This window comes from Pseudomonas sp. 2024-210, assembly GCF_045062345.1.
Classification (GTDB): Bacteria; Pseudomonadota; Gammaproteobacteria; order Pseudomonadales; family Pseudomonadaceae; genus Aquipseudomonas.
In genome coordinates, this window is the sequence record NZ_JBJGEJ010000004.1 from 152,336 (window position 1) to 178,858 (window position 26,523).

The window sequence follows — 26,523 nt, forward strand, 5'->3', positions numbered from 1 at the left end:
TGGATATTTGAAACCAGAGTGCTATTACTGATGGGCACGGTAGCAAGTGGCCGCGGTCGGTCGAGACCATGTCGGTAAAAATATTTAATTTCAGGAGGATAGATGTTCAAGCCTGCATGGATGCGTAACACCTTAATGGCCACTGCTTTGCTAAGCGTGCTGGTGGCACCTGCTTATTCAGCTCAGGAACGAACCCTGAAACTGGCCATCGGTGATGAGCCAACAGAAGGATTTGATCCGATGCTGGGTTGGAGTCACGGCAGTTACTTGCTCTTGCACAGTCCTTTGCTCAAGCAAAACGAGGACTTGTCCTGGAACAGCTTCCTGCTTAGCGAGTACCAGACCAGTGAGGATGGAAAAACTTGGACACTGAAGCTCAAGCCCGACCTTAAATTCTCAGATGGCTCGCCACTCACAGCCAAAGATGTGGCTTACACCTACAACAACGCGGCGGCCAGTGGCGGCAAAGTGGACATGGGGAACTTCCTCAAGGCTGAGGCGGTTGACCCTTTGACTGTGCGCATTCAGCTCAAAGCGCCGCAAAGCACCTTCGTCAATGTCCTTGGATCGCTGGGAATCGTGTCTGCGGACAAGTACGACGCCAAAACTTATGCGCAACACCCTATTGGTGCCGGGCCTTACCGTCTGGTCAGCTATCAACCGGGCCAACAACTGATTGTTGAGGCCAACCCGCATTATGCGGGCCAGAAAAATGATTTCGATAAGCTGGTCTTTGTGTTTCTCGATGAGGACAGCTCGTCTGCTGCCGCGCAAAGCAAGCAATTAGGCATCGTGCGTATCGCCCCTTCGTTGGCGGTAACGCCTGCGCCGGGTATGAAGCTGTGGGTACGGCCCAGCGTAGAAAATCGGGGCATTGTGTTGCCGACCACTCACTCGGGCAAAAAAGATGAGCATGGCTATCCCATTGGTAATGATGTGACAGCCGATGTGGCGATCCGTAAGGCCATCAACTACGCCATTGACCGGCAATTGCTGGCAGATCAAATTCTCGAAGGTCACGCTATCCCGGCTTATACCGGGGTGCAGGGGTTGCCGTGGGATAACCCGCAGGCAGCTTTCAAGGATGGTGATATCGCCAAGGCCAAACAGATTCTCGATCAAGCGGGTTGGGTTGAAACGGCCAGCGGTATACGTGAGAAAAACGGCCTGCCGGCAAAAATTACCCTGTGGTATGCCAGTGGCGATGCGACGCGCCGTGATTTAGCTCAGGCAGTGCGTTCGATGCTCAAGCCCATTGGCATTGATGTCGACTTGAAGTCGGGTAGCTGGGAAACCGTAGAGCGAAATATGCACGCCAATCCAACCTTATTTGGTTGGGGCAGCCTCGACCCGATGGAGCTTTATCACCACTACAGCAGCAAAGCGGCGGGCGTTGAATATTACAACCCCGGCTATTACCAGAACCCGGTGGTCGACCAGCATCTTCAGCAAGCATTGGATGCGCCGACCTGGCAACAAGCGGTGCCATTTTGGCAGCAAGTGGAATGGGACGGTAAAACGGGTGCCGGGGTCAAAGGTGACGCTGCCTGGGCTTGGCTACTCAACGTCCAGCACACATACCTGACCGATGAGTGCATAGATCTGGGTAAAGGCGCCCCGGAAATCCACGGCTCATGGTCGCTGCTCAATAGCCTAGATGGCTGGAAATGGACCTGTCAGTGATTCGCGGTATAGCGCTCTTTGTCGTGCGTTTGATGGGCCTGTTGCTGGTCACGGCGGCAGGCACATTTACGTTGCTCAGCTTTTCACCTGTCGACCCCATACGAGCCTATATAGGCAACGATTTGTTGCACGTCCCGCCTGAACAATACCCAATGATTGCCGCCCGCTGGGGGTTGGATCTGCCGTTGTGGGAGCGGTTCTTGCACTGGTTTAGCCAAGTGTTACAGGGCGATTTTGGGTATTCGATGCTCTACAACGCCCCCGTATCTCAGGTGATTGGCGAGCGATTTGCCACTTCTTTTGCATTGCTGGCCAGTGCGTGGATCTTTTCCGGGATTGTCGGGCTGGCTCTGGGGCTGACGGCTGGGCGCTATTTGAATCGCTGGCCGGATCGGGTGATATCAACCCTGTCGTATGTGATGGCGTCCTTGCCGACGTTCTGGATTGGACTTTTGTTGCTATCGCTGTTTGCAGTGACGCTTAACTGGGCGCCCATCTGTTGTGCCTGGACTCCCGGCAGCACCGCTGAAACAGCGACGTGGGGTGACAAGCTCAGGCACTTGATTCTCCCCATGCTGGCCCTCGGCATTCTGGGGGTAGGGAACATCGCGCTCCATACCCGTTCACGGGTGGCCGAGGTCATGAACAGTGAATTTATTCGTTACGCCTATGCGCAAGGTGACAAGGGTTGGCCAATGGTCAACTTTCATATTGTTCGGCATGCCGTCACGCCTGCTGTGTGTTTGCAATTTGCATCCGTAGGGGAGTTGATTGGCGGCTCGCTGCTGGCCGAGAAAGTATTCGCCTATCCTGGCCTAGGGCAAGCAACCATTGATGCGGGTTTGCGCGGTGATATTCCGTTGTTAATGGGGATTGTGATGTTCTGTGCCGTACTGGTCTTTACCAGCAATAGCATCGCCAATGCGCTGTTACTGCACCTCAATCGGGGGGCGGCGCGTCAGTCATGACCTACAACCCAAATCACGCGTTATTCAGGCTGTGTGCTTCGTTGTTGATGTTATTGCTGTTGATTGCTTATGGCGTGTCGATCTCCGGCATGGACGTACCGATGGATTTGCTGGCGCGCCGTCAACCGCCTTCGGCTCACGACTGGTTCGGGACTGACAGCCTGGGACGCGATCTGTGGCTTCGTTCTTTTCAGGGCATGACCACCAGCTTGCAAATAGGCCTGACAGCGGCTTTTAGCAGCGGTTTTTTGGCGCTGTTCGCGGCCAGCTTATGCTCACTCAATAAAACCCTGGATTACTTGGTACGCGGGGTAATCGACAGCATGCTGGCATTGCCTCATCTCTTATTGCTGGTATTGATTTGCTTCACGTTGGGGGGCGGGAAACAGGGGGTAATATTGGCCGTGGCGTTGACCCATTGGCCGCGTTTGGCGTTGATCTTGCGCGCCGAGATCCTGCGCATTCGTGAGACTGACTATGTGATGCTCTCGCATCGATTGGGAAACAGCAGCTTTTATCGCTGGCGCCATCATTTACTGCCGTTACTCATGCCACAGTGGATCATCGGTACTTTGCTGATGTTTCCGCACGCGGTTCTGCATTCTGCAGCGCTGAGTTTCCTGGGGTTCGGTCTGGCGCCGCATGATCCGTCGTTAGGGCTATTGCTGGCAGATGCCTTGAGGCATTTGAGTAGCGGTGCGTGGTGGCTGGCGTTTTTTCCGGGTTTGATTCTGGTCAGTCTGGTTCTGGTGTTTGACCAGTTTGCACGCGCATTGCAGCAACTCTGGATAAGGATTACCTGATGCTGAAATTCGCCGATTTCGCAATTGATATTGCTCACTATCATTGGCTCGGCCATAAAACCTGGCACCCTTTGTTGAGCCGTATTTCATTTGAAGTACGGCCTGGCGAACTGGTTGCGCTGGTGGGTTCCAGTGGCGAAGGTAAAAGTCTGTTGCTGCAAAGCACGTTGGGCTTGTTGCCTGACAATATGCGCTGTCGTGGCGAGATTCTGCTGGATGGCCAGGTGCTTGGAGAGTCGCTTAAGGTCGACCAGCGCGGGAAAACACTGTGCTATGTGCCGCAGGGTGTCAGTGCCTTGAACCCGCTGATCAGGGTGGGGCCGCAGTTGCTGCGGGCGGCACAATTAAGCGGAGTCAAACTGGGTTTGGGCGAGGTGGCCGAGCAACTCCAGCATTACAACCTTCAGCCCGAATTAGTGGAAGAGTTCCCGCGCAAGCTGTCGGGCGGTATGGCCAAACGCGTACTGGCCAGTTGTGCAGCCCTGACCCATGCTCAATATATTCTGGCTGATGAAATCACCTCGTGGCTGGATGACGAGCATGCTTGCCAATTGCTGACGCACCTCAAGGGTTTTTGTCAGCAGGGACGTGGGATCTTATGGGTGACTCATGACTTGGCGCTGGCGGCGCGGTTTGCCGACAAAATCGCGGTGCTGCACGGTGGCGAACTGCACGAAACGCTAACTCCCCAAGCGCTCCGTGAAAATGCTGGAAGCCCATGGGTGCAATCACTGTGGGCCGCTTTGCCTGAGCAGCAATTCCTTGCTAATGGGAGCTTTACCTATGCTTGAAGTTCGCCATCTGACTATTGTGCAAGGAGGCCGGCGACTGTGGGATTCAGTGTCGTTTGCAGTCAATCCGGGTGATCTTCATGGAATATCAGCGCCCAGCGGCTATGGCAAAACAACCTTGGGCAGAGTGCTGGCGCAATGGCAAACCGCAGCTTCGGGCAGCGTGACAGTCGCTGGACAGCCCTTGTCTAAGACCGGCTATTGCCCTATTCAGCTGGTGCCGCAACATCCCGAGCAAACCTTCAATCCTTATCGCACCACGGGTGAAAGCCTTCGCGATGCTTGGTCACCAGATGCAAGTTGGTTAGTGCGTCTGGCAGTGAACCCGGCCTGGCTGGCGCGTCGACCCGACGAATTGTCGGGTGGGGAGTTGGCCCGTATTGCCTTGCTCAGAGCGTTAGACCCCCGCACGCGTTACTTGATTGCCGATGAGGTGACGGCCCAACTGGATGCCCATATTCAGGCGCAGGTCTGGCAAGTGTTGCTGGAAGAGGCCAAGCGAAGGGAACTGGGGATGATTGTGTTCAGCCATAACAAAGCATTGCTGGAGAAGGTTTGCACCAGCATCTGGCGGCCAAGTCGCCAGCCCTCTTCGTAGAGCGTCTGTTTACAGGGTGGACTTTTGACTCACGAGACCATGCATCTCGCAATATTCATCCCACGCCATGCCCGCCATTTGTGCCACTTCGCGGTGAACCTCCAAGCGCTGTGCCTCAAATTCTTGCCGGGTGGCACTGGTCAATTGCAGCGTCAGTTCCCAAGCAAACAATCCCAAGCGTTCAGCTTCGGCTTCAAAGGCTTCGTTCAAGCGCTCCTGCCGATACTCTTTCATCGACTGGCCCATGGCACGTGCGGCTAACGGGTTCAATGTTTCCAGTGATTGAGCCACCTGCGAATGTTCATCGAGAAAGCGGTCGAGGGCTTTTTGATGATGGGTTCCGGGTTCGGTCACGCTGATCTCCATAGACAATGGGTAAGGCATTATCTGCGCGAAGGCAGGCTGTGATTATGGGGCTTTTGCACAGGAGCACCTATTTGCAAGCTATTGCGCCCGGTAATGATGAACAGCACATCAACGCCCAGCATTGTAATGGCTGCCAGATAAGGGGCGCGAGGCAAGGTCACATCGCGCTCGTAAAAGCCTTGTGCCTGACGTTTAACGCCACCTGCATGGGCCATCTGCGCTTGCGTCAGCTTGAGACGCAAACGTTCGTGCTTCAGCCTTTCACCGTAAGTGCTCATATTCGTAGCCAAAGTTGGCATCAGGGTTACAAAAAGCGTAATCCATAGAGTGAAATAGGGAAAGGCTCGTGTTGAATTTGGCTATAGCGTCTGTCAGAAAGTACGTCAAGTCCAGGCTGCTAGCCAAATGGCCCACAGCCCTACTTGGGCGAGATCAGTTTTTTTTGACTTCCGGCAAGAACCAATTCAGTAGCAAGGCACATATACCCCCTGTTGCGACGCCAGACTCTAATACGTTGCGCAACGCTGCCGGCATGTGGGCAAGGAATTCGGGCACTTGAGACACACCCAGACCCAACGCCAATGACACGGCAATAATCAGCAGTGCACGACGATCAAGCGTGGTGCTGGCCAGAATATTGATCCCCGAAGCGGCAACTGCGCCGAACATCACCATCGCTGCACCGCCTAGTACGGGTTCAGGTACCGCTTGGATCGCACCCGCTACGCTTGGGAACAACCCCAGCAACACCAGCATGGCAGCGATCCAGATGCCTACGTAACGACTGGCAATGCCGGTGAGTTGGATCACGCCGTTGTTCTGAGCAAAGACCGAGCTTGGGAAAGTATTGAAAAGGCCTGCCAGCAGCGAGTTGGCACCGTTAACCAGTACGCCGCCCTTGATGCGCTGCATCCAAAGCGGGCCTTCCACAGGCTGGCGCGAAACTTTGCTGGTCGCTGTTACATCCCCAATGGCTTCCAGTGACGTCACCAGGTAAATCACCAGCATCGGAATAAACAAGGCCCAAGAGAAACCGAGGCCAAAATGCAGTGGCACGGGCACTTGAAACCATTCGGCCTGGTGCATGCCGGTGAAGTCCAGACGGCCTAGATAGCCCGCCAGTGCGTAACCCACAGCCAGCGCGATAACGATGGCGCAACTGCGCATCCACACCAGTGGGATTCGGTTGAGAATGACGATAATGGCCAACACCACGCCTGACAGCATCAGGTTTTCGCCATTGGCAAAGGTGCCGTTACCCATCGCGGTGAAGCCGCCGCCCATGCTGATCAAGCCGACTTTAATCAACGTCAGGCCGATCATCAGCACCACGATTCCGGTAACGAGGGGGGTGATCATACGTTTTACAAAGGGTAAGACACGCGAAATGCCCATTTCGATAAACGAACCGGCAATCACTACGCCGAATATAGCCGCCATCACGGCTTCAACGGGCGTGCCCTGTTTCACCATTAATGCGCCGCCTGCAATCAGGGGGCCGACAAAGTTAAAGCTCGTACCTTGCACGATCAACAAGCCTGCCCCAAAGGGGCCAAAGCGCTTGCATTGCACAAAGGTGGCGATGCCGGAGATCACCAGTGACATCGACACAATCATGTTGGTGTCGCGCGACGAGACACCCAGCGCCTGACAAATCAGCAGGCCGGGTGTGACGATAGGCACAATGATCGCCAGCAGATGCTGCAACGCGGCCAGAAACGCGATCCACGGCTTAGGGCGGTCATCAAGGCCAAAGACCAATTCATTGGTCTGGGACTCGGCTTCTTTTGGAGTGTTGGGAGAGGTCATGACGAGCGCCCTGGAAAAAAGAGCGCGATTCTACTGGTCTTGGGTCTTCACGCCCAGTGTTGCTTGCTGCGTGAGGTAGCAAACCCTGTGAGAATCGGACATTGCTGACCCTCACAGGACAGAGTAAACATTTACAGATGTAGAGCATGCCCCAGAGCCCGCAACGCGGCTTCTTGTACGGCCTCGCCCAAGGTTGGATGAGCGTGAATGGTGCCGGCTATGTCTTCCAGGCACGCGCCCATTTCCAGTGACTGAGCGAACGCGGCCGAAAGTTCGGAAACCCCGGCGCCTACAGCCTGCCAACCGACAATCAGGTGGTTGTCTCGCCGTGCCACCACCCTGACGAATCCGGTTTTGGATTCCAGGGTCATGGCCCGTCCATTGGCTGCGAACGGAAAGCTGGCGCTAATGAAATCCAGACCTGCCGCCTCGGCATCGACCGGGCTTTTGCCAACCACGACGATTTCCGGGTCGGTAAAACACACGGCCGCAATGGCGCCGGGATTGAACTCGCGATGTTTGCCCGCAATTATTTCGGCAACCATTTCGCCTTGGGCCATGGCTCGGTGTGCCAGCATTGGCTCCCCAGTCAGGTCGCCAATGGCCCACACGTTGCGCATGCTGGTCTGGCAACGGCCATCGATGCGAATCGCCGGGCCGTTCATGTCGAGCGCTAACGTTTCGAGGTTGAAGCCTTGTGTTCGTGGGCGTCGGCCAACGGCTACCAATACCTGATCCGTTTCCAGCGTTTGGCTCTCGCCCAAGCGATTACGCATTGACAAAGTCTGGGTGCTGGCCTGAAACCCCTCGACGCTGTGCTCCAGATACAGTGTGATCCCCAATGCCTTAAGGGATTCGGCCACGGGTAGCGTCAGTTCTTTATCGTAGGTCGGCAAGATACGGTCACGAGCCTCAACTACAGTGACTTCTGCGCCCAGTTTGCGATAGGCGATTCCCAGCTCCAAACCGATATAGCCCGCGCCTACAACCGTCAGACGCCTAGGAATCGCAGTGGGCTGCAAGGCTTCTGTAGATGAAATGATCGCACCGCCCAGAGGCAGGATTGGCAGTTCGACAGTCTGAGAGCCGGTGGCCAGCAGCAAGTGCTCGCACTCGATGCGCTGACCTTCGACTTCTACGGCTTTGCCATCCAGCACGGTGGCCCAGCCCTGAATAACCCTGACCCCATGCTTTTTTAGCAGGGCGCCAACGCCTGTGGTCAGGCGGTCGACAATGCTGTTCTTCCATTGCACGCTTTGGCCAATATCGAGCGTCGGCGACTGTGTCTTGATGCCCAGTGGCGAGGTGCCGGTGCTGTAGCGCTGCGTGGTGTGAAACTGTTCGGCGACATGAATCAGCGCCTTGGAGGGGATGCAGCCGACATTGAGGCACGTGCCGCCCAGCGACTGGCCTTCAATCAAGACCGTCGGGATGCCCAGCTGCCCTGCACGAATGGCGGCCACATAACCGCCGGGACCGCCGCCGATAATCAGCAGCGTGGTGTGTTGAGTGGGCTGCATGGTCACTCCAAAAACAAGGTGGCAGGTTGTTCGAGCAAGCCACGCATGGCCTGGATAAATTGCGCCGCGTCCATGCCGTCTACCACACGATGGTCGAACGAACTGGAGAGGTTCATCATTTTTCGAATCACGATCTGGCCTTTGACCACCATTGGGCGCTCCACGATGCGATTGACACCCACAATGGCGACTTCAGGCAGGTTGACCACTGGCGTGCTGACAATGCCGCCCAGTGCACCCAGGCTGGTCAGGGTGATGGTGGACCCCGTCAGTTCCTCTCGCGTGGCTTTGCCGGAACGTACGGCGTTAGCCAGACGCGCGATTTCATCGGATGCCGCCCATAAGCTCAGCGTTTCTGCATGGCGCACCACTGGCACCATCAAGCCGTTAACGCTTTGCGCCGCAACGCCAATATGGGCCGCACCAAAGCGGGTGATGACTTGCGCTTCGTCGTCGTAGCGCACGTTGATCTGCGGAAAGTCGCGCAAGGCCACGACCATGGCCCGGACTAAAAACGGCAAGAGAGTCAACTTGCCCCGGCTCTCGCCCCATTTGTGATTGAGTTGTGCGCGCAGCTCTTCAAGTGCGGTCACGTCAACTTCTTCGACATAGCTAAAATGCGCGGCGCGCCGTTTGGCATCCTGCATGCGTTGGGCGATTTTACGCCGCAGACCGATAACCGGGATTTGCTCCTCGTCGGTGCGTTTGGCATAGCCGCTGGCGGGTGCTGACGGTGAGCGGTTGTCCTGAGCCAGATACAGCTCAAGGTCGTCATGCAGCACTCGACCTGACGGGCCGCTGCCTACGACAAAACGCAGCTCGATACCCGCATCCCATGCGCGCTTTCTGACTGCCGGAGAAGCCAGGGGTCGTTCGTTCGCTTCCCTGGCTACAGGTGCTGGGCGTTGGGCAGGGGCAGACTTGATTGCCGGGGCTGAGACAGCCGCCCCTTCGATGCGAGCTTGAGGCGCCGTTTTTGGGGGCTCAGGAATAGGTTCTGCGAGCGGCGGAGAACTTTCGCGCAGGTTGCCAGCGCCTTCAACTTCAATCCGAATCAACTCGCTGCCGACCGCCATGACTTCGCCGGGCTGTCCACCCAGGGCCAGTACTTTCCCGGCCACGGGGGAGGGGATGTCCACGGTCGCCTTATCGGTCATCACATCGGCAACCACCTGATCTTCGCTGACCATATCGCCGACTTTGACAAACCATTCCACCAATTCGACCTGTGCAATGCCTTCACCGATGTCCGGCATTTTGATGACGTGCGTACCCATTTAAACCTCCATAACCCGTTGCAAAGCCGCACCAACCCGCGCCGGGCCCGGGAAGTAGGCCCATTCCTGAGCGTGTGGATAGGGCGTATCCCAGCCGGTAACACGCTCAATCGGCGCTTCCAGGTAGTGGAAGCAGTGCTCTTGGACCAGCGCGATAAGCTCGGCGCCAAAACCGCAGGTGCGGGTAGCTTCGTGCACGACAACGCAGCGACGGGTTTTTTTGACGGAGGTCACAATCGCATCCAGATCAAGTGGCCACAGGCTGCGCAAATCAATCACTTCAGCGTCAATGCCGGTTTCTTCAGCAGCGACCTGAGCCACATACACAGTGGTACCGTAGGTGAGGATGGTGACTTCAGTGCCCGGGCGCACAATCGCGGCGCAATCCAGCGGCACGGTGTAGTAACCATCGGGCACGGCACTGGCAGGGTGTTTCGCCCAAGGCGTGACCGGACGTTCGTGATGACCATCAAACGGGCCGTTGTACAGGCGTTTGGGTTCAAGGAAGATCACTGGGTCATCATTTTCAATGGCTGCAATCAACAGCCCTTTGGCGTCATATGGGTTGGAGGGCATCACGGTGCGCAGACCGCAGACCTGAGTGAACATTGCTTCGGGGCTTTGACTATGGGTTTGGCCACCGTAGATGCCGCCACCGCATGGCATGCGCAGGGTCATGGGTGCAATAAACTCACCTGCCGAGCGATAGCGCAGGCGTGCGGCTTCAGAAACGATCTGGTCGGAAGCCGGGTAGAAGTAATCGGCAAACTGGATTTCGGCGACAGGTCGCAGGCCGTATGCACCCATGCCAACCGCAGCCCCGACGATGCCGCTTTCGGAGATGGGGGCGTCAAACACCCGTGAACTGCCGTATTTGGCTTGCAGGCCTTCGGTACAGCGGAACACGCCCCCGAAATAGCCCACGTCCTGACCAAACACCACCACGTTGTCATCGCGCTCAAGCATCACATCCATAGCCGAGCGCAGGGCCTGGATCATCGTCATGGTGCTGGTGCTCACGGCGTTCTCCATTTGAATTTTATTGTTGTCGTTCATCTGGTTATAACCCCAATTCCTGACGTTGCCGGCGCAAGTGCTCGGGCATCTCTTTGTACACGTCCTCAAAAATGGTCGCCGCGCTTGGCATTTGACCGCCTGCCAACGTGCCAAAGCGCTCGGCTTCTTTTTGAGCACCTATGATTTCAGCCTCAAGCTCGGCGCTGACCGCGGCATGCTCCTCTTCGGACCAATGACCTGTAGCAATGAGATGCTGTTTTAACCGCAGAATAGGATCGCCCAGCGGGAAGTGACTCCAGTCATCGGCAGGACGGTACTTGGATGGGTCGTCAGACGTTGAGTGGGGCCCTGCGCGATACGTGACCCACTCAATGAGGGTGGGGCCGAGGTTGCGGCGGGCACGCTCTGCGGCCCACACGGAGGCGGCATAGACTGCGACAAAGTCATTGCCGTCGACCCGCAGCGAGGCGATGCCACAGCCAACACCTCGGCCGGCAAAAGTAGTTGATTCCCCACCCGCAATGGCCTGGAACGTCGATATGGCCCATTGATTATTGACCACGTTCAGAATGACCGGCGCGCGATAGACATGGGCAAAAGTGAGGGCAGTATGGAAATCGGACTCGGCGGTTGCGCCGTCGCCTATCCAGGCTGAAGCGATTTTAGTGTCACCCTTAATGGCTGACGCCATGCCCCAGCCAACAGCTTGAACGAATTGAGTCGCCAGATTTCCGGAAATACTAAAAAAGCCGTAATCGCGTACCGAGTACATGATCGGCAATTGACGCCCCTTGAGCGGATCGCGCTCGTTGGACAGCAATTGGCAGATCAGATCCACCAGCGGCACGTCACGCGCCATCAAGATGCTTTGTTGGCGGTAGGTGGGAAAACACATGTCGTCGATGTTCAAGGCCAGCGCTTGAGCGGTGCCAATGGCTTCTTCACCCAGGCTTTGCATGTAGAAAGACATTTTTTTCTGGCGCTGGGCAACGACCATGCGAGTGTCGAAGATGCGTGTCTTAAGCATGGCACGCATGCCTGCGCGCATCACTTCGGATGATACGCCTTCGGCCCATGGACCAAGCGCTTGCCCTTGATCGTCAAGCACGCGAATCAGGCCTTTGGCAAGATCAGCAGTATCAGCCGGTTCTACGTCGATTGGGGGTTTGCGGACTTGACCTGCATCGGTCAGGCGCAGGTAGCTGAAGTCAGTCTTGCAGCCTGGGCGGCCAGAGGGTTCAGGAACGTGCAGACGCAGCGGTGCATATTCATTCATGGCTTTCTCTACGCTCGATCTTGTCGTGTTTATTAGGGCGCGGGAGCTAATGTTCTATCCAGGATCTGTCTGATGTTTCTCAAAACTGTCCTACAACCATCATATTCCTGACAGTGAAGAATATTTTTCTGTAGTTCGTTGTGCTTTGAACGGTTTAAGGATAAGAATTCTGCATAAACATAAAAAACAGGTGGTTTTGTCTCATGCGAAAGCTGGATCGGACGGATATCGGGATTCTCAACAGTCTTCAGCAGAATGCTCGCATCACCAATGCGGACTTGGCCCGCTCGGTCAATCTGTCACCCACACCGTGTTTTAACCGCGTCAAGGCGATGGAAGAGCATGGTTTGATTCGTGAGCAGGTGACGTTGTTGGACGCGGATATGTTGGGCCTGCATGTGAATGTGTTTATTCATGTCAGTCTTGAGAAACAGGTAGAAGAAGCCCTGCATAAGTTTGAGGCGGCGATTTCAGACCGTCCTGAAGTCATGGAGTGCTACTTGATGGCGGGAGACCCGGATTACCTGATCCGGGTACTGGTGCCCAGCATTCAGGCGTTAGAGCGCTTCATGATGGATTTTTTGACCAAGGTGCCGGGCGTTGCCAACATTCGCTCCAGCTTTGCCCTCAAACAAGTCAGATATAAAACGGCTTTGCCGTTACCGCCAGGTGGCTTGGTGCTGGAGGAATGATTCAGGTTGCAGCTCAAGAGCCTCATGTAAAGTAGGCGAGTATCATCCCCGCACACTTTTACTTAAGGGCTCTGCACCATGACTGTTGTTTTTTTGAAAAGAGTTTTCAGAACCGCTGCGTTGCTGGCGCTGATGGCCAGTGCAGGATCAGCATTCGCTCATGCCCATCTGGAGCATTCGACACCTGCCGCCGATACCGCCGTTGCGCATGCAAAAGAACTGCGACTGCAATTCAGTGAGGGGGTTGAGCAAGCATTCAGCAAAGTGGAGCTCGTTCGCGAAAACACTTCGCTGAAGGTGCGTAGCGTGGCTACCGAAAAAGACGACAAAAAAGTGCTGGTTGTGACGCCAGCTGCGCCTTTAACGCCCGGTCTTTATACCGTCAAATGGAGCGTGGTCTCTGTCGATACTCACAAAAGCCAAGGCCAATACACGTTCACAGTGAGCCAATGAATTAATGTTCAGCGCTATGGTTGTTTGTCGATTTGTGCATTTTAGCGCTGTGCTCTTGCTGTTCGGTTTTTGTGTCTTTGGGCCCTTACTGCCTCGCGGCCGGATGACGTGTACCTATGACCGAACCAAGGGCTGGATCAAGCGCGGCTTGGCATGGCTGGCATTGTTCAGCGCTCTGGCCTGGTTACTCTTGGCAACCCATTCCATGGCGGGCAGTTGGCCTGAAGCCCTTAATGTAGGGACAGTGTGGTTAGTATTGGGCAGCACGTTTTTTGGTCAGGTCTGGGCTGCTCATTTATTGATTAATGTATTGCTACTCATCGTCCTTCAGGTTCGTTCGTCTTCCAGGACGGGTTATCTGTTAGGTCTGTTGCTTTTGGCCACCCTTGCGCCCGTGGGGCATGGCGCGATGCTCGAAGGTTGGCGTGGACAATTGTTGATGCTCAATCAGTTTATTCACCTGGTCTGCGTCGGGGCGTGGTTGGGCGGTTTGCTGGGTTTATTGCGGGTATTGGTGCCCCCCGCCAGGCAAGACTTGGATCAAGTTTTGCGGCGCTTCAGTAGCGTGGGTTTTGTATTGGTTGCAGGGATCATACTGACGGGCCTGATCAATACCCGGGTGTTGACCGGCGCAATCTGGCCAACGCCTTTATTCGAGGGATTCGCCCTGATCTTGCTGATAAAAGTCATCGTGGTGGGCGTGATGCTGCTGCTGGCATTGTTCAATCTGGTGATGAGTCGCGCGGGTCGTTTCACTGTTTTGCGTCGCAGCGTGACGCTTGAGTGGTCATTGGGGTTGATGGCGGTTGCGGCTGTTTCATTGCTGGGGACTTTGCCCCCCTTAGTGATCAAGTAGCGACTGAAGCGGCTCAGTCGCTATGCCATAGCGCCGCATGGGCTTAGATCAGTAGAAACAATCCGAGCAGGCCGCCAAAAATGGCCCATTTTTCCAGGTAGTAGCGCGTGCGATTGCGCTTTTTCAATTCTTTTCCGCGCAAGCGGATTTTATACAGTTTGGTAAAGGCGCGGTTCAGGTTGCCCGTTTTATCATTGGCATCATTAGGCGAGCTGGCCGAGGCCATGACTGTGCGGCTGAACCATTGGTTGAAAGAGGCGGCCCAACGAAATTTCATAGGTCTTTCCACATCGCAGAACAGGATGATGCGGTTTTTATCGGTAGTGTTTTCTGCGTAGTGGATAAAGGTTTCGTCAAAGATGACCGCTTCGCCGTCACGCCAAGAGTAGTTTTCGCCGTCGACATTGATATAACAGCCCGAATCATTGGGCGTGTCCAGGCCCAAGTGATAGCGCAATGAGCCCGCATAAGGATCACGATGGCGCACCAGTTTTGAGCCGGGTGGCAGCTCGGCGAACATGGCCGCTTTGATGGTGCCGATGCTGTTGAGCAGTTCGGTAGTGCGCGGGCACATCTCTACCGCGGAAGGGTGATTATCGCCGTACCATTTGAGGTAGAAGCGCTTCCAGCCGCTTTTGAAAAATGAGTTAAAGCCGACATCATTCGGCTGCTCAGAGCGTTTAATTTCACCCGCTTGCATCAAGTTGCGCGCTTCCTCACGGATTTCTTGCCAGTGATCCTGCAAAAGCTGCAATTGGGCAAAGTCGGCGGGTTTGTAGTAGGGCTGGCTCGGAACCTTCGAAAACAGGTAGAGAAAGCAGTTGATGGGGGCCAGAAAGGTCGAATGGTCGCTCAATTGACGTCCCAGTTTGTGGCGGACTTTGCCTCGAAGGTGGACATAGGCAATGGAGCAAACGTAAATAGCAATAATGATGAGTTTCAAGATTAACGTCACAAGTCAGAGAAAACGCTACCCGGAATCACGCAGTCAACCCGACATCCTGTGGCTGGAGTCGGGCGCCAATGCTGCTCGGTGGGTAGCCAAAGAGATAAGGTTAAAACAGCACTTCCGGCATTTTCCAGTTTTTCCTGACAGTTTTGTACATTTTTTCTTACAGTCTTTGGTCGGGTTGCAGGTTCTAACCCGTGTGGAACCGAAGTGAGAAGGAAGCTTTTTATTTTTCTAAGTCGATGTTTTTATTATAAAAATCAAAATCTGTTGATTTCCTTCCTGGCTCCGAAAGATTGATACATCCGAAAGTGTTGAGGGTCCAGCCAGCTTTCGACCTGCTCCATAAAACGGTTGTGGCGATCGAAGGTCGTGCGCAAAGCCTTAATAAAAACTGTCCCTGGTGTGCGCTCAAGTAACGCTGCATCTTGCTCATTGAGCGGGTGCGCGCTAATCCACTGATCGCCGCGATCAGCAACGAAGCCATAGGCCGCCAACGTAATTGTTAATGAATTGTCTATCAGGCCGACTCGAGGCAGGCCCTCAAGGCCTCCGGTGGCGGGCATGAGTGAGCGCTCCAGAGAGATGGCGATGCCATCCTCCTGACGTCTCCGACGCTCTAGGACAACGAAGTGACGAATGCCGAATTGCAGCGCCAGTTCGGGGCGTTCTACGACTTCAAGTCGCAACACTTCGGTGTTAATTCGTGCACCCGTATCAGCCAGTGCTTGAGTCCAGCCGTTGCTTTGGTCAAGGGTGAAGCCGTCATAAGTGACGATCGCTCCGCCCTCGGTTTGCATCGCGATGTACTTTCTTCTTTCCAGCTCGGCCAGCGCTTCTCGCAATGTGCCAGTACTGACCTGCAATTCCTGCGACAGCTGCGCTTCGCCGGGCAGCAGATGGCCGTCGGCGAACAGCCCACTTTTAATACGATGGACAAGTTCATCAATTGCGCTTTGTTTTTCGTTGGAGCGGGCGGGTTTTATCATGCTCTGAGTAATAGCCGAGCATTAGGTGTTCGGCAATAAATGAGCGTCGAAACTTCGTTGTCAGGGCGGGGCAGGGCTCAGTTGGAAGGGGCGTCTTGAGCCTTTATGACTGAGAGGCTCAAGACTGGCGCCAAGCGGCGAATGAAGGGGTGTTCAGCTACAGGCTTTCAGGTTGACCGGGCCGACGAACTCATTACCGCGACCCATGACGCAAGCGACGGTTTGGTTGCGTTGGCGTTCCCAAGCCTGGACCGGGTAAGTCTTGTTCCAGGCTTCGTAAAGCTGACGGTCTTGCTTGGACAAGCGCAAATTATATCGTTTGCTCATGTAAAAGTAGGTGCGCGCAATCATGCCGCGAATAGACGGTCGGGGCATGACCTTTTTGGCTTTGAAGTCGACTTGCGTCAGGCACGAGCCATATTGGCCCGACTGTGCAGGCAGCCAGCCAAAACTGAAATTGTTGCGATCACCATTAACCTCGCCGATGCTGGGGACCAGGTTATGAAGGTCCGCTTCCGCTACTTTGTAAATAGGGTCATTGCGGGTGCAGTTTTTTCGGCCACCGTTTTGCCAGCATTGACGTTGATGGCCAATTTGCCAGGCAGGAACGATATGTTCCCACTCGATGCGTGCTGCCCGGTTGGCATTTTTACGAGGGACATAGCCACAGGCTTTAAGGTTGACCCGGTTGCCTGTGTATTTGCAGCCACAATAAAACTCGGTGGACTGCGGTGCGTAGAGTTTCCAGGCCGCTTTTTTGGCTTCGCTGAATGTTTTTGGGGCTGCGGCCTGAGCACTTAACACGGTAAAGAGGCTGACTAACGCCAGCAAACAAAACCTCATTGATTCAATCTTCCTCTGGTACGGTCCAGAAAACATTGACCCCGCCATCATCGCGGTGAGCGATCGTGACGTTATCGTTTTCAGAAATTTCCTCTAGCAGGCGTTCCCAGAACTCAGGGTTGTCACCCTCTTGCCGTTCGAGCACGGCCATTTTGTCTTTCTGGGCTTTCGGTGAACTGATAATTTTTTGTATGCGCGCTCCGAACAATTCATAGGGGCTTGGGAGGGCTGGCGCTTTCGCCGGTTTTTTAGCCATGATGCGATCCTTGGTTGCTGTATGTGCATACAGTATTTAACTGCGCTTCATTTGGCAACTGTTTGAACCACTCAGGCTGCGGATGGGACTGCGTTTTTTTGTTTTAGTGCGCAAGTCTTAGAAACTAATGTGAAAACTGCTCATTCGGGAGAACAAGCAGTCGAAAACCGAGCGCTGGGCAGCGCTCGGCGTGGGGGTATCAATATTCCCAGAATATACGTTGCAGCTCTTTGCTGTCCTGGGTTTGGGTCAGGGCGACCATTGCCAGAATTCGGGCTTTTTGGGGGTTGAGGTCATGAGCAACCACCCAGTCATTTTGGTCATCGGGTTGTTCTGCGTTACGCAGCACGAACCCGCCGTTGTTAACGTGCGAAGACCGAATGATCTGCACGCCCTCTTTACGCAGGGCTTGAAGGGTTGGTACTACACGCGAAGACACAGAACCATTGCCCGTACCCACGTGGATGATGGCTTTGGCGCCATCTTTTGCCAGTGCTTTATAGGCGCTGTCGTCAACGTTGCCATACGAATAGGCAATACCCACGTTCGGCAGGGTTTTGATGTTTTTGATGTCGAACTCAGAGTTCATGGTGTGACGCTTTGAGGGCAGACGGAACCAATAGGACTTGCCTTCAACGACCATGCCCAAAGCCCCCCACGGGCTTTTGAACGCTTCAGTCTTAATGTTCATGGTTTTGCTGACATCGCGGCCGGACTGGATTTCGTCATTCATGGTGACCAAGACGCCTTTACCGCGAGCGTCTTTGCTGCCGGCAACAGCGACAGCGTTGTATAGGTTCAACATGCCATCTGCTGACATGGCAGTGCCTGGACGCATGGAGCCAACAACGATGATGGGTTTATCGGTTTTCTCAACCAGGTCCAGGAAGTAAGCCGTTTCTTCCAGCGTGTCAGTACCGTGGGTAATAACGATGCCATCGACATCTTTGCTGTCAGCCAGTTCGGCGACACGACGAGCGAGCTGCAACAGGTTTTCGTTGGTAATGCTTTCGGATGCAATTTGCATCACTTGCTCGCCGCGTACATTGGCCAGTTGGCTCAACTCGGGCACGCCTGCAATCAGTTGGTCGACACCGACTTTGGCGGCGGTATAGGTTGCGCTGTTGGCAGCGCTCGCGCCTGCACCTGCAATGGTTCCGCCGGTTGCCAGAATAACCACATTGGGTTTGCTGGCGGCTTCTTGAGCGTGGGCGAAGGGCAGGGAAAGGAGAAGAGCCAAAGTGCCTGGAACAAGTGTTTTCAAAACCGATGCTTTCATTGTTTTCTCTCTTATTGGTGACCACGTTGATGCAAGGCATCTTGTGCGCCGCATTGCATTGTTCGGCAACACGATGTGTACAAGAGAGCACTAACTGTGCCAATACAGTAAGTATTTAATTGTTTCCATAACGCTATGATTTGAAAGCAAAAATTTCAAGACGGGAATTATCTAGCTTGAGAAAAGCCGGATTTCCGAACAAATGTCGTTCTCTTTGTTCGGAGAGTCGACCGGTGCTCTGCTGTGCAGGGCTTGCACTCGTGGGGCGACGGTGCACTGCCGGTTTTAGAGCATGCGTTGAACTGGGCAGTATGGGCGTTCTTCCCGTGCAGTCGGGGGGCTGTCATATTGACGAGGTGACTGGATATTTACCCCGGTAAACGGGTACGGCGATGGAATTAATCGATGGCAACCATTAAAGATGTAGCGGCAATGGCAGGTATTTCCTACACGACAGTTTCTCATGTACTGAATAAGACTCGCCCTGTCAGTGAACCGGTGCGTTTGAAAGTGGAGGAAGCCATTGCGCATCTTGATTATGTACCCAGCGCAGTCGCACGTTCTCTGAAGGCAAAGACTACAGCCACGATTGGACTGTTGGTGGCCAATAGCCTGAATCCTTATTTCGCCGAGCTGGCGCGGGGTATAGAGGATTACTGCGAACGCAATAATTATTGCGTCATTTTGTGCAACTGCGACGATAACCCGGCCAAACAGCGCAACTACCTGCGGGTGCTATTGGAGAAGCGCGTAGACGGTCTGGTTGTTGCCTCGGCCGGCGGTGATGTAGGGCTGGCGAGTGGGTTGCTGGGTGTGCGAACCCCTATGGTGATAGTTGACCGCAATCTGGAAGGCATTCATGCAGATCTCGTGCGTATCGATCATGAGCTGGGCGCGTATCTGGCCACTCGTCATTTGCTTGATCTGGGGCATCGGGCAATTGCCTGTATTACGGGGCCTGCCATCACCCGCGTTGCCCAGTTGCGCATGGCTGGGTACCAACGTGCATTGATTGAAGCAGGTATTAAAGTGCCAGATTACTGGATGCTTGAGAGTGATTTTAGCTGTGTTGGCGGTTATCAGGCGGCGGTCAAGTTGTTTGAAGGTCATCGACCTACAGCCATTTTTGCGTGTAACGACTTGATGGGGATTGGTGTCTTGCGTGCGGCGGCAGAATGCAAGATCCGAGTGCCGGACCATCTTTCAGTTATCGGGTTTGATGACGTGCAGATGAGCCGTTATGTCTATCCGGCGTTATCCACTGTCGGTCAATCGATTCTGCAATTGGGTGAGATGGCTGCGCAGTTATTACTGCGGCGTATTTCTGAACCTGAGCGGGAAGTGGAGCAGCGCATCGTAACGCCGAATATTGTGCTGCGGGAATCGACGGCAGCCTATCAGGGTTGAACGATTTGCAAACAAGGCGCAGGTGTACGAGCTTGTCGACCGGGATCAAGTTCACGTTGAGGTCGACAAGGTCGTGTCTTTGTATTTTTCAAATAGTTGATTGGTAAAGGCCCGGGCCGCATCTGTGCCAAGCTCTTTGACTAAAAGGTCAATCCCGATGATAGCCAGCTCTTCAGGGCTTCCTGGGCTATAAGAACACTGCCCTTGGAGCCATTTGGCTTTTATGTTTGCATCGATGGTGACTGTAGTCATGGGTATCTCAAGAGGCCGTTCAAGCGACGATTTTAGCAAAGTCCTGGCAAGACGCCATTACGAGGCGACACTTAATCACATGTTTGGCATTGCAGCTTCCGCACTCGGCTATGGTGCATCACACTTATATTTTTTAAGGGTAGGGCGGCCATGCACATTGATTTGAAAAAACCTGAGGCGCTTACAGAGGAGGCCGTGCGTGAACTGTTGGCATCTGCCAGTGACGATATGCATACGCAATTGCGCGTCACCAAAACCGGTTTGGCCTACCTCTCTGCAGGCGTCGTGGGAGGCGTTGACATTGACGGACTGTTGTTCAGGTTAGAAACCTGGGCTGCCGGCTCAGGCTACGTTGGCAAAGTTGCGGCAAGTGATGGTGTTTGGGTCAGGCAAATTTACAATGCATTGAAGAATAACTGGCCAAATCCGGCGTTTGATTACATTGATATTTACTGAGGCTGGTTACACATTTTGTTATGTATGGAGGCGTGCACGTTTTTATAGCTCAAGCAAACTCTAGCCTTCGCGGGTAATCATTTTTTGCCGGCGGCCTGTGCAACCTATTTGCCCATGAGCTGTCGCAAAGGTTCAGAACATTTATTTTAAGGAGGCTTCATGTCTTGGAAGCTAGTGTCATTGGGGGCGTTGGTGGCGGTTTTAGGCTTGTCCGGGTGCGGTACGGCTCAGTCTGTTAAAGAGCCAGTGGTCGAGGCGGGGCATACTCGCTGCGATGCAAAGGCAGCAGATTTTGCCATCGGTCAAAAGGCATCGTCCGAACTTTTGGAGCAGGCCCGTAAAAAAGCCGGTGCCCAAGAGGCCCGAATTTTGTTGCCCTCAGACATTATGACGCTTGAGTATCGTTCGGATAGGCTGAATCTCAACGCGGACAACAATGCAATCATCACGCGAATTAACTGCGGTTAACCGGATGTAGCATTGTGTCAGGCACAAAAAACCCCGTCACATGGACGGGGTTTTTTTGTTCGAAGGAGATTTACTCCGGACGAACCTGTGCAGCTTGCATACCCTTTTGGCCTTTCTCAGCCACGAAGGAAACGGTTTGGCCTTCTTTCAGGCTTTTGAAACCGTCGCTTTCGATAGCTTTGAAGTGTACGAACAGGTCGTCACCGCCACCTTGAGGAGTGATGAAGCCGAAGCCTTTTTCATCGTTGAACCATTTTACGGTGCCGGTTTGGCGATTAGACATGGTGTATCTCCAAGAAACTTATATTTTCAGTAGTACTGTGCTGCTCAGGCCAACTGGGCACACTCAGCTATCATAGTCGAAATGTGCGGTTTGGAACCCCCCCTGAACAGTAGTTTGCTGCATTGTTAGCTGCTGTTCTGACAATCAATAACCTCAAACCCCCCAATTTATGGGGGTTTCAAGCCTTTGGACCAAGCAAAAAAAAGCAGCAAATGATTAATTTTTTTTAACCTGAGCATGTTTTTATGGCTATTTGACGCAAATTCAGGGGCGCTTAGCCTAAAAGGCCACTCTATTTTGCTGCTTTAGGCTTGGCTTTGCAGGATTGGATAGCATCCAAAGCCCGAGTGCGAAGTTCAACGCTCGGCTGCTTTTTCTTATCCATGAGCTCTAGGATTTCTGGAGTCGTAAAATTTTTAGCAATTTGGTCCGCGCCACAAGCGCAGTGCTGCTCGGCATCTTTCTGGCTCACGTTTTGGCTGGCTGCCGCCACGCAGTCTTTCATGTAATCCTTTTTCACATTATCAGGCCACTTGGCCGCATGGGCGGTCAAGGGCAGCAGCAATGCCAAGGGCATGGCGGAGGCGAATAAGCGAATCATGCGCATGTGAATCTTCCTTTAAGTCGTTGAGGCAGAGAGTGGTTCACGCAATATCTGAGGGAATAATGAAGCTCAAGTTCACAATTTTGCAAAGGCGACTTAATTACGCTGTGCGTGCTTGAGGGAGAAGGGCGGCGAGAATTCATCTGTGCTAGCATGCCGCCCCTGGCCATTCATGCGATTGCATGTGCACAGCGCATCAATGCAGAGCCATAAACCTTTTTGATTTGAACTCCAGTCACTCTGGTTCGGTTTTCGGTTTGCCGTAAGGCTCCTGCCACTGTGAGGCAGGCATACCTCCGAATCGCGTACTGGCTCATCCCAACCCACGTGACCTTTGGTAGGGGTCACCACTAGGAGAGGAGGCGCCATGCCAACTATTACTCTTCCCGACGGTAGTCAACGCTCATTCGATCATCCGGTATCTGTTGCGGATGTCGCCGCTTCAATCGGTGCAGGTCTGGCCAAAGCCACCGTGGCCGGCAAGGTCAACGGCAAGCTGGTTGATGCCTGTGACTTGATTGAGCACGACGCTACCTTGCAGATCATCACGCCTAAGGATGAAGAGGGGCTGGAGATCATTCGCCACTCTTGCGCCCACTTGGTCGGTCATGCAGTCAAACAGTTGTACCCGACGGCCAAAATGGTTATCGGTCCTGTTATTGACGAAGGCTTTTACTACGATATCGCCTATGAACGTCCGTTCACCCCGGATGACATGGCGGCTATCGAAAAGCGCATGCAGCAGTTGATTGAGAAAGACTACGACGTCATCAAGAAAGTGACTCCCCGTGCTGAAGTCATCGAGCTTTTTTCTCAGCGTGGCGAGGATTACAAGCTGCGTCTGATTGAAGACATGCCAGATGAACAGTCCATGGGTTTGTACTTCCATGAAGAATACGTCGATATGTGTCGCGGCCCTCACGTACCGAATACGCGCTTTTTGAAGTCGTTCAAACTGACCAAGCTGTCCGGCGCTTACTGGCGCGGTGATGCCAAGAACGAGCAACTGCAGCGTATCTATGGCACGGCTTGGGCTGATAAAAAGCAACTCGCTGCCTACATCATGCGTATCGAAGAAGCTGAAAAGCGCGATCACCGTAAAATCGGTAAGCGCCTGGGCCTGTTCCATACCCAAGAAGAAGCGCCGGGTATGGTGTTTTGGCACCCGAATGGCTGGACGCTTTATCAGGTGCTCGAGCAGTACATGCGTAAAATTCAGCGCGAAAATGGCTACCTGGAGATCAAGACTCCTCAGGTTGTTGATCGCAGCTTGTGGGAGAAGTCTGGTCATTGGGCTAACTACGCTGAAAACATGTTCACGACTGAGTCAGAAAGCCGTGATTACGCGATCAAGCCCATGAACTGTCCTTGCCACGTGCAAGTCTTCAATCAGGGTTTGAAGAGCTACCGCGAATTGCCACTGCGTCTGGCCGAATTTGGTGCTTGTCACCGTAACGAGCCATCCGGCGCGTTGCACGGGATTATGCGCGTTCGTGCATTCACTCAGGACGACGCCCACATCTTCTGTACAGAAGAACAAATGCAGGCTGAGTCCGCTGCTTTCATCAAGCTGACACTCGATGTTTACGCAGATTTCGGCTTCAAGGATATTGAGCTCAAGCTGTCCACTCGTCCTGAAAAGCGTGTGGGATCGGATGAATTGTGGGATCGTGCCGAAAGCGCATTGGCTTCAGCCCTTGACAGTGCGGGTCTGAAATACGATCTGCAACCAGGTGAAGGGGCCTTTTACGGGCCTAAAATTGAATTTTCCCTGAAAGATTGTCTGGGTCGTGTCTGGCAGTGTGGTACCTTACAGCTCGATTTCAACCTGCCGATCCGTCTGGGCGCGGAATACGTGTCCGAAGACAACAGTCGCAAACACCCCGTCATGCTGCACCGCGCGATCCTTGGATCGTTTGAACGTTTTGTCGGTATTTTGATCGAACATTACGAGGGTGCATTCCCGGCATGGCTGGCGCCGACTCAGGCAGTGATCATGAATATCACTGATAAACAGGCAGATTTTGCCGCTGAAGTTGAAAAAACTCTCAATCAGAGCGGATTTCGTGCCAAGTCTGACTTGAGAAATGAAAAGATCGGCTTTAAAATCCGCGAGCATACTTTGCTCAAGGTTCCCTATCTCTTGGTTATTGGAGATCGGGAAGTCGAGATGCAGACTGTCGCTGTGCGTACACGTGAAGGTGCTGACCTGGGCTCAATGCCCGTCGCGCAATTCGCTGAATTCCTCGCACAAGCGGTTTCCCGGCGTGGTCGCCATGATACGGAGTAATTATTATTAAGCGTGAAATGAGACAAGATAAACGAGCTGCACCGAAAGCCCCGATCAACGAGAATATCTCGGCACGCGAGGTTCGGTTAATCGGAGCTGAGGGCGAGCAACTTGGCATTGTCCCGATTGAAGAAGCGCTTCTTAAGGCTGAAGAGGCCAAACTGGATTTGGTGGAAATCTCCGCTGATGCAGTACCCCCTGTTTGTAAGCTGATGGATTACGGCAAGTCGATCTTCGAAAAGAAGAAGCAGATTGCCGCAGCGAAGAAAAACCAGAAACAAATCCAGGTTAAAGAAATCAAGTTTCGTCCAGGGACGGAGGAAGGGGATTACCAGGTAAAACTGCGCAACCTGGTACGTTTCCTGAGTGATGGGGACAGGGCCAAGGTATCGTTACGATTCCGCGGCCGTGAGATGGCCCACCAGGAGCTGGGTATGGAACTGTTGAAGCGGGTTGAAGCTGACCTTGTGGAATACGGGACTGTAGAACAGCATCCTAAGATGGAAGGACGCCAGCTGATCATGGTCATCGCCCCGAAAAAGAAGAAGTAATCAATTGGGCACGGCAGGCCTTCTGATTATGTTTATCAACTGAATGCGGAGTATCCGAACATGCCAAAGATGAAGACTAAAAGTGGTGCTGCTAAGCGGTTTCTGAAAACTGCTAACGGTATCAAGCACAAGCACGCTTTCAAGAGCCACATCCTGACCAAAATGTCGACCAAGCGTAAGCGTCAATTGCGCGGTAGCAGCTTGCTGCATCCGTCTGACGTTGCAAAAGTCGAGCGCATGCTGCGCCTTCGTTAATTTTTGGTTAAGACTAGAGGAAGTAACTCATGGCTCGTGTAAAGCGTGGCGTTGTCGCCCGTAAACGTCACAAAAAAATTCTGAAACTGGCTAAAGGCTACTACGGCGCACGCTCACGCGTATTCCGTGTTGCCAAGCAAGCGGTAATCAAGGCAGGCCAATACGCCTACCGTGACCGTCGTCAGAAAAAACGTCAGTTCCGCGCTCTGTGGATCGCTCGTATCAACGCTGGTGCACGTATCAACGGTCTGTCTTACAGCCGTTTCATCGCCGGCCTGAAAAAAGCTTCCATCGAGATCGACCGTAAGGTTCTGTCTGATCTGGCAGTGAACGAAAAAGCGGCGTTTGCTGCAATTGTCGAGAAAGCTAAAGCCACTTTGGCTTAAGTACCCCCGACAGTTACTCGAGCTCACCTGTGTGGGTTCGAGTGCTAAACGTCTTAAATAGGGGAAGAGCCTTCAAGCTCTTCCCCTATTTTGTATCTGGAGTCTGTACATGGAAAACCTGGATGCGCTGGTCTCTCAAGCACTAGAGGCTGTGCAAAGCGCTGAAGATATCAATGCCCTGGAGCAAATCCGGGTTCAATACCTTGGCAAAAAGGGTGAATTGACTCAGGTGATGAAGACCCTGGGGAATTTGCCCGCAGAAGAGCGTCCGCAAGTCGGCGCCCTTATAAATGTTGCCAAGGAGCGTGTTACAGAGGTTCTCAATGCCCGCAAGGCACTGTTTGATGAGGCTGATCTGGCCGCCAAACTGTCTGCCGAGTCCATTGATGTGACCCTGCCAGGCCGTGGTCAGACCTCGGGTGGTCTGCATCCGGTCACTCGCACTCTGGAGCGTATTGAGCAGTTCTTCACTCATATTGGCTATGGCATTGCCGAAGGCCCGGAAGTTGAAGACGATTACCACAACTTTGAGGCGCTCAACATCCCAGGTCACCACCCGGCCCGGTCGATGCATGACACCTTCTATTTCAATGCAAACATGCTGTTGCGCACCCATACCTCCCCGGTACAGGTCCGCACCATGGAATCGAAACAACCCCCTATCCGCATCGTATGCCCGGGTCGTGTTTACCGTAGCGACTCTGATATCACTCACTCCCCGATGTTCCATCAAGTCGAAGGCTTGTTGGTCGACCGTGATATCAACTTTGCTGATTTGAAAGGCACCATCGAAGAGTTTTTGCGAGTTTTCTTCGAAAAAGAGCTAGCCGTCCGTTTCCGCCCATCGTACTTCCCGTTCACCGAGCCTTCTGCTGAGGTCGATATGGAATGCGTGATGTGCAGCGGTAAAGGCTGCCGCGTTTGCAAACAGACCGGCTGGCTCGAAGTCATGGGTTGCGGCATGGTCCACCCGAATGTGCTGCGCATGTCCGGAATCGATCCGGAAGAGTTTTCTGGCTTTGCCTTCGGCATGGGCGTGGAGCGTCTGGCCATGCTGCGTTACGGCGTGAACGACTTGCGTCTGTTCTTCGACAACGACTTGCGGTTTCTTGCGCAATTTCGCTAGTCGTAACGAATTTTTAGGAG

The 26,523-nt window shown here is 53.7% G+C and carries 31 protein-coding genes; 16 read left to right on the top strand and 15 right to left on the bottom strand.

What is annotated here, in order from left to right; all coding sequences use genetic code 11:
• The first annotated feature begins 102 nt into the window (after positions 1-102).
• The 5 genes from ACI7MX_RS07560 to ACI7MX_RS07580 are packed head-to-tail and all read left to right on the top strand — an operon-like array spanning position 103 to position 4,843.
• The gene (locus ACI7MX_RS07560; protein WP_405588176.1) at positions 103-1,683 is read left to right on the top strand and encodes an ABC transporter substrate-binding protein; all 1,581 of its coding nucleotides are present in this window, start codon (positions 103-105) and stop codon (positions 1,681-1,683) included.
• Positions 1,668-2,651 carry an ABC transporter permease gene (locus ACI7MX_RS07565; RefSeq protein WP_314481920.1) on the top strand — a complete coding sequence of 328 codons (984 nt, stop codon included), beginning with the start codon at positions 1,668-1,670 and terminating at the stop codon, positions 2,649-2,651. Before ACI7MX_RS07560 ends, ACI7MX_RS07565 begins: the two co-directional genes overlap by 16 nt.
• Positions 2,648-3,454 (top strand): ABC transporter permease, encoded by an 807-nt coding sequence (locus tag ACI7MX_RS07570; RefSeq protein ID WP_314481923.1) that lies wholly within the window; start codon positions 2,648-2,650, stop codon positions 3,452-3,454. Before ACI7MX_RS07565 ends, ACI7MX_RS07570 begins: the two co-directional genes overlap by 4 nt.
• On the top strand, positions 3,454-4,245 hold the full coding sequence (locus tag ACI7MX_RS07575) for an ATP-binding cassette domain-containing protein (protein ID WP_314481928.1): 792 nt from the start codon (positions 3,454-3,456) through the stop codon (positions 4,243-4,245). The genes ACI7MX_RS07570 and ACI7MX_RS07575 overlap by 1 nt, the downstream gene beginning before the upstream one ends.
• Entirely contained in the window at positions 4,238-4,843 is a 606-nt protein-coding gene (locus ACI7MX_RS07580; protein ID WP_405588181.1) for an ATP-binding cassette domain-containing protein, read from the top strand. Before ACI7MX_RS07575 ends, ACI7MX_RS07580 begins: the two co-directional genes overlap by 8 nt.
• A 9-nt stretch (positions 4,844-4,852) precedes the next feature.
• On the opposite strand, the gene ACI7MX_RS07585 is transcribed toward ACI7MX_RS07580, so the two are convergent.
• The 7 genes from ACI7MX_RS07585 to ACI7MX_RS07615 all read right to left on the bottom strand — a co-directional run bounded on the left by ACI7MX_RS07585 (position 4,853) and on the right by ACI7MX_RS07615 (position 12,108).
• On the bottom strand, positions 4,853-5,197 hold the full coding sequence (locus ACI7MX_RS07585; RefSeq protein ID WP_405588184.1) for a DUF6388 family protein: 345 nt from the start codon (positions 5,195-5,197) through the stop codon (positions 4,853-4,855).
• A gap of 29 nt (positions 5,198-5,226) precedes the next feature.
• Complete coding sequence (locus ACI7MX_RS07590; protein ID WP_314481936.1) at positions 5,227-5,487, bottom strand: helix-turn-helix transcriptional regulator; 261 nt, start codon at positions 5,485-5,487, stop codon at positions 5,227-5,229.
• A 154-nt stretch (positions 5,488-5,641) separates the two neighbouring features.
• Positions 5,642-7,018, bottom strand: coding sequence for a nucleobase:cation symporter-2 family protein (locus ACI7MX_RS07595; RefSeq protein ID WP_405588187.1), 1,377 nt, complete (start codon positions 7,016-7,018; stop codon positions 5,642-5,644).
• 131 nt (positions 7,019-7,149) lie between these two features.
• Positions 7,150-8,538, bottom strand: a complete 1,389-nt coding sequence (gene lpdA, locus ACI7MX_RS07600) for a dihydrolipoyl dehydrogenase (RefSeq protein WP_405588190.1) — start codon at positions 8,536-8,538, stop codon at positions 7,150-7,152.
• A gap of 2 nt (positions 8,539-8,540) precedes the next feature.
• Positions 8,541-9,815, bottom strand: a complete 1,275-nt coding sequence (locus ACI7MX_RS07605; RefSeq protein ID WP_405588193.1) for a dihydrolipoamide acetyltransferase family protein — start codon at positions 9,813-9,815, stop codon at positions 8,541-8,543.
• Positions 9,816-10,871, bottom strand: a complete 1,056-nt coding sequence (locus ACI7MX_RS07610; protein ID WP_122782914.1) for an alpha-ketoacid dehydrogenase subunit beta — start codon at positions 10,869-10,871, stop codon at positions 9,816-9,818. It lies immediately after the preceding gene.
• Between the two features lie 4 nt (positions 10,872-10,875).
• A complete protein-coding gene (locus tag ACI7MX_RS07615; protein WP_405588196.1) occupies positions 10,876-12,108 on the bottom strand; it encodes a 3-methyl-2-oxobutanoate dehydrogenase (2-methylpropanoyl-transferring) subunit alpha in 1,233 nt (410 codons plus the stop codon).
• A 203-nt stretch (positions 12,109-12,311) separates the two neighbouring features.
• Between ACI7MX_RS07615 and bkdR the strand changes: the two genes are divergently transcribed.
• The 3 genes from bkdR (at position 12,312) to copD (ending at position 14,109) form a co-directional block, all read left to right on the top strand.
• Positions 12,312-12,800, top strand: coding sequence for a Bkd operon transcriptional regulator BkdR (gene bkdR, locus ACI7MX_RS07620; protein WP_122782912.1), 489 nt, complete (start codon positions 12,312-12,314; stop codon positions 12,798-12,800).
• A 78-nt stretch (positions 12,801-12,878) separates the two neighbouring features.
• On the top strand, positions 12,879-13,253 hold the full coding sequence (gene copC / locus ACI7MX_RS07625; RefSeq protein ID WP_405588199.1) for a copper homeostasis periplasmic binding protein CopC: 375 nt from the start codon (positions 12,879-12,881) through the stop codon (positions 13,251-13,253).
• 4 nt (positions 13,254-13,257) lie between these two features.
• Positions 13,258-14,109: a copper homeostasis membrane protein CopD gene (gene copD, locus ACI7MX_RS07630; RefSeq protein ID WP_405588202.1), complete on the top strand. Its 852-nt coding sequence runs from the start codon at positions 13,258-13,260 to the stop codon at positions 14,107-14,109.
• Between the two features lie 43 nt (positions 14,110-14,152).
• On the opposite strand, the gene lpxO is transcribed toward copD, so the two are convergent.
• The 5 genes from lpxO to ACI7MX_RS07655 form a co-directional block, all read right to left on the bottom strand.
• A complete protein-coding gene (gene lpxO, locus ACI7MX_RS07635; protein ID WP_314481952.1) occupies positions 14,153-15,052 on the bottom strand; it encodes a lipid A hydroxylase LpxO in 900 nt (299 codons plus the stop codon).
• A gap of 266 nt (positions 15,053-15,318) precedes the next feature.
• Complete coding sequence (locus ACI7MX_RS07640; protein WP_314481953.1) at positions 15,319-16,047, bottom strand: GntR family transcriptional regulator; 729 nt, start codon at positions 16,045-16,047, stop codon at positions 15,319-15,321.
• 153 nt (positions 16,048-16,200) lie between these two features.
• A complete protein-coding gene (locus ACI7MX_RS07645) occupies positions 16,201-16,890 on the bottom strand; it encodes an endonuclease I family protein (RefSeq protein ID WP_314481955.1) in 690 nt (229 codons plus the stop codon).
• Between the two features lie 4 nt (positions 16,891-16,894).
• A complete protein-coding gene (locus ACI7MX_RS07650) occupies positions 16,895-17,146 on the bottom strand; it encodes a DUF1654 domain-containing protein (RefSeq protein WP_314481956.1) in 252 nt (83 codons plus the stop codon).
• A 199-nt stretch (positions 17,147-17,345) separates the two neighbouring features.
• Entirely contained in the window at positions 17,346-18,425 is a 1,080-nt protein-coding gene (locus ACI7MX_RS07655; protein WP_314481958.1) for an asparaginase, read from the bottom strand.
• A 405-nt stretch (positions 18,426-18,830) separates the two neighbouring features.
• Here ACI7MX_RS07655 and ACI7MX_RS07660 point away from each other — a divergent pair, with 405 nt between their 5' ends.
• Complete coding sequence (locus ACI7MX_RS07660; RefSeq protein WP_405588208.1) at positions 18,831-19,832, top strand: LacI family DNA-binding transcriptional regulator; 1,002 nt, start codon at positions 18,831-18,833, stop codon at positions 19,830-19,832.
• Between the two features lie 51 nt (positions 19,833-19,883).
• Here ACI7MX_RS07660 and ACI7MX_RS07665 read toward each other — a convergent pair whose 3' ends face one another.
• Positions 19,884-20,084 (bottom strand): hypothetical protein, encoded by a 201-nt coding sequence (locus ACI7MX_RS07665; RefSeq protein ID WP_314481962.1) that lies wholly within the window; start codon positions 20,082-20,084, stop codon positions 19,884-19,886.
• A gap of 150 nt (positions 20,085-20,234) precedes the next feature.
• Here ACI7MX_RS07665 and ACI7MX_RS07670 point away from each other — a divergent pair, with 150 nt between their 5' ends.
• Positions 20,235-20,540 carry a hypothetical protein gene (locus ACI7MX_RS07670; protein ID WP_405588211.1) on the top strand — a complete coding sequence of 102 codons (306 nt, stop codon included), beginning with the start codon at positions 20,235-20,237 and terminating at the stop codon, positions 20,538-20,540.
• 159 nt (positions 20,541-20,699) lie between these two features.
• Positions 20,700-21,008 (top strand): I78 family peptidase inhibitor, encoded by a 309-nt coding sequence (locus ACI7MX_RS07675; protein ID WP_314481966.1) that lies wholly within the window; start codon positions 20,700-20,702, stop codon positions 21,006-21,008.
• A gap of 70 nt (positions 21,009-21,078) precedes the next feature.
• Here the strand turns inward: ACI7MX_RS07675 and ACI7MX_RS07680 are convergent, their stop codons facing one another.
• Positions 21,079-21,291 carry a cold-shock protein gene (locus ACI7MX_RS07680; protein WP_003179963.1) on the bottom strand — a complete coding sequence of 71 codons (213 nt, stop codon included), beginning with the start codon at positions 21,289-21,291 and terminating at the stop codon, positions 21,079-21,081.
• A 292-nt stretch (positions 21,292-21,583) separates the two neighbouring features.
• Positions 21,584-21,898 (bottom strand): hypothetical protein, encoded by a 315-nt coding sequence (locus tag ACI7MX_RS07685; protein ID WP_314481967.1) that lies wholly within the window; start codon positions 21,896-21,898, stop codon positions 21,584-21,586.
• A 364-nt stretch (positions 21,899-22,262) separates the two neighbouring features.
• Here ACI7MX_RS07685 and thrS point away from each other — a divergent pair, with 364 nt between their 5' ends.
• The 5 genes from thrS (at position 22,263) to pheS (ending at position 26,503) form a co-directional block, all read left to right on the top strand.
• Positions 22,263-24,185 carry a threonine--tRNA ligase gene (gene thrS, locus ACI7MX_RS07690; RefSeq protein ID WP_405588217.1) on the top strand — a complete coding sequence of 641 codons (1,923 nt, stop codon included), beginning with the start codon at positions 22,263-22,265 and terminating at the stop codon, positions 24,183-24,185.
• Complete coding sequence (gene infC, locus ACI7MX_RS07695) at positions 24,185-24,736, top strand: translation initiation factor IF-3 (RefSeq protein ID WP_169835808.1); 552 nt, start codon at positions 24,185-24,187, stop codon at positions 24,734-24,736. The genes thrS and infC overlap by 1 nt, the downstream gene beginning before the upstream one ends.
• A 60-nt stretch (positions 24,737-24,796) precedes the next feature.
• Positions 24,797-24,991 carry a 50S ribosomal protein L35 gene (rpmI, locus tag ACI7MX_RS07700; protein WP_002553160.1) on the top strand — a complete coding sequence of 65 codons (195 nt, stop codon included), beginning with the start codon at positions 24,797-24,799 and terminating at the stop codon, positions 24,989-24,991.
• 29 nt (positions 24,992-25,020) lie between these two features.
• Entirely contained in the window at positions 25,021-25,377 is a 357-nt protein-coding gene (rplT, locus tag ACI7MX_RS07705; protein WP_003442184.1) for a 50S ribosomal protein L20, read from the top strand.
• 109 nt (positions 25,378-25,486) lie between these two features.
• Positions 25,487-26,503, top strand: a complete 1,017-nt coding sequence (gene pheS, locus ACI7MX_RS07710; RefSeq protein ID WP_405588223.1) for a phenylalanine--tRNA ligase subunit alpha — start codon at positions 25,487-25,489, stop codon at positions 26,501-26,503.
• Positions 26,504-26,523: the final 20 nt, after the last annotated feature.

Coding starts and splice junctions, on each gene's coding strand:
- ACI7MX_RS07560 (WP_405588176.1), top strand. CDS start 103: ATGTTCAAGCCTGCATGGATGCGTAACACCTTAATGGCCACTGCTTTG.
- ACI7MX_RS07565 (WP_314481920.1), top strand. CDS start 1,668: ATGGACCTGTCAGTGATTCGCGGTATAGCGCTCTTTGTCGTGCGTTTG.
- ACI7MX_RS07570 (WP_314481923.1), top strand. CDS start 2,648: ATGACCTACAACCCAAATCACGCGTTATTCAGGCTGTGTGCTTCGTTG.
- ACI7MX_RS07575 (WP_314481928.1), top strand. CDS start 3,454: ATGCTGAAATTCGCCGATTTCGCAATTGATATTGCTCACTATCATTGG.
- ACI7MX_RS07580 (WP_405588181.1), top strand. CDS start 4,238: ATGCTTGAAGTTCGCCATCTGACTATTGTGCAAGGAGGCCGGCGACTG.
- ACI7MX_RS07590 (WP_314481936.1), bottom strand. CDS start 5,487: ATGAGCACTTACGGTGAAAGGCTGAAGCACGAACGTTTGCGTCTCAAG.
- ACI7MX_RS07595 (WP_405588187.1), bottom strand. CDS start 7,018: ATGACCTCTCCCAACACTCCAAAAGAAGCCGAGTCCCAGACCAATGAA.
- lpdA (WP_405588190.1), bottom strand. CDS start 8,538: ATGCAGCCCACTCAACACACCACGCTGCTGATTATCGGCGGCGGTCCC.
- ACI7MX_RS07605 (WP_405588193.1), bottom strand. CDS start 9,815: ATGGGTACGCACGTCATCAAAATGCCGGACATCGGTGAAGGCATTGCA.
- ACI7MX_RS07610 (WP_122782914.1), bottom strand. CDS start 10,871: ATGAACGACAACAATAAAATTCAAATGGAGAACGCCGTGAGCACCAGC.
- ACI7MX_RS07615 (WP_405588196.1), bottom strand. CDS start 12,108: ATGAATGAATATGCACCGCTGCGTCTGCACGTTCCTGAACCCTCTGGC.
- bkdR (WP_122782912.1), top strand. CDS start 12,312: ATGCGAAAGCTGGATCGGACGGATATCGGGATTCTCAACAGTCTTCAG.
- copC (WP_405588199.1), top strand. CDS start 12,879: ATGACTGTTGTTTTTTTGAAAAGAGTTTTCAGAACCGCTGCGTTGCTG.
- copD (WP_405588202.1), top strand. CDS start 13,258: ATGTTCAGCGCTATGGTTGTTTGTCGATTTGTGCATTTTAGCGCTGTG.
- ACI7MX_RS07640 (WP_314481953.1), bottom strand. CDS start 16,047: ATGATAAAACCCGCCCGCTCCAACGAAAAACAAAGCGCAATTGATGAA.
- ACI7MX_RS07645 (WP_314481955.1), bottom strand. CDS start 16,890: ATGAGGTTTTGTTTGCTGGCGTTAGTCAGCCTCTTTACCGTGTTAAGT.
- ACI7MX_RS07650 (WP_314481956.1), bottom strand. CDS start 17,146: ATGGCTAAAAAACCGGCGAAAGCGCCAGCCCTCCCAAGCCCCTATGAA.
- ACI7MX_RS07655 (WP_314481958.1), bottom strand. CDS start 18,425: ATGAAAGCATCGGTTTTGAAAACACTTGTTCCAGGCACTTTGGCTCTT.
- ACI7MX_RS07660 (WP_405588208.1), top strand. CDS start 18,831: ATGGCAACCATTAAAGATGTAGCGGCAATGGCAGGTATTTCCTACACG.
- ACI7MX_RS07665 (WP_314481962.1), bottom strand. CDS start 20,084: ATGACTACAGTCACCATCGATGCAAACATAAAAGCCAAATGGCTCCAA.
- ACI7MX_RS07670 (WP_405588211.1), top strand. CDS start 20,235: ATGCACATTGATTTGAAAAAACCTGAGGCGCTTACAGAGGAGGCCGTG.
- ACI7MX_RS07675 (WP_314481966.1), top strand. CDS start 20,700: ATGTCTTGGAAGCTAGTGTCATTGGGGGCGTTGGTGGCGGTTTTAGGC.
- ACI7MX_RS07680 (WP_003179963.1), bottom strand. CDS start 21,291: ATGTCTAATCGCCAAACCGGCACCGTAAAATGGTTCAACGATGAAAAA.
- ACI7MX_RS07685 (WP_314481967.1), bottom strand. CDS start 21,898: ATGCGCATGATTCGCTTATTCGCCTCCGCCATGCCCTTGGCATTGCTG.
- thrS (WP_405588217.1), top strand. CDS start 22,263: ATGCCAACTATTACTCTTCCCGACGGTAGTCAACGCTCATTCGATCAT.
- rpmI (WP_002553160.1), top strand. CDS start 24,797: ATGCCAAAGATGAAGACTAAAAGTGGTGCTGCTAAGCGGTTTCTGAAA.
- rplT (WP_003442184.1), top strand. CDS start 25,021: ATGGCTCGTGTAAAGCGTGGCGTTGTCGCCCGTAAACGTCACAAAAAA.
- pheS (WP_405588223.1), top strand. CDS start 25,487: ATGGAAAACCTGGATGCGCTGGTCTCTCAAGCACTAGAGGCTGTGCAA.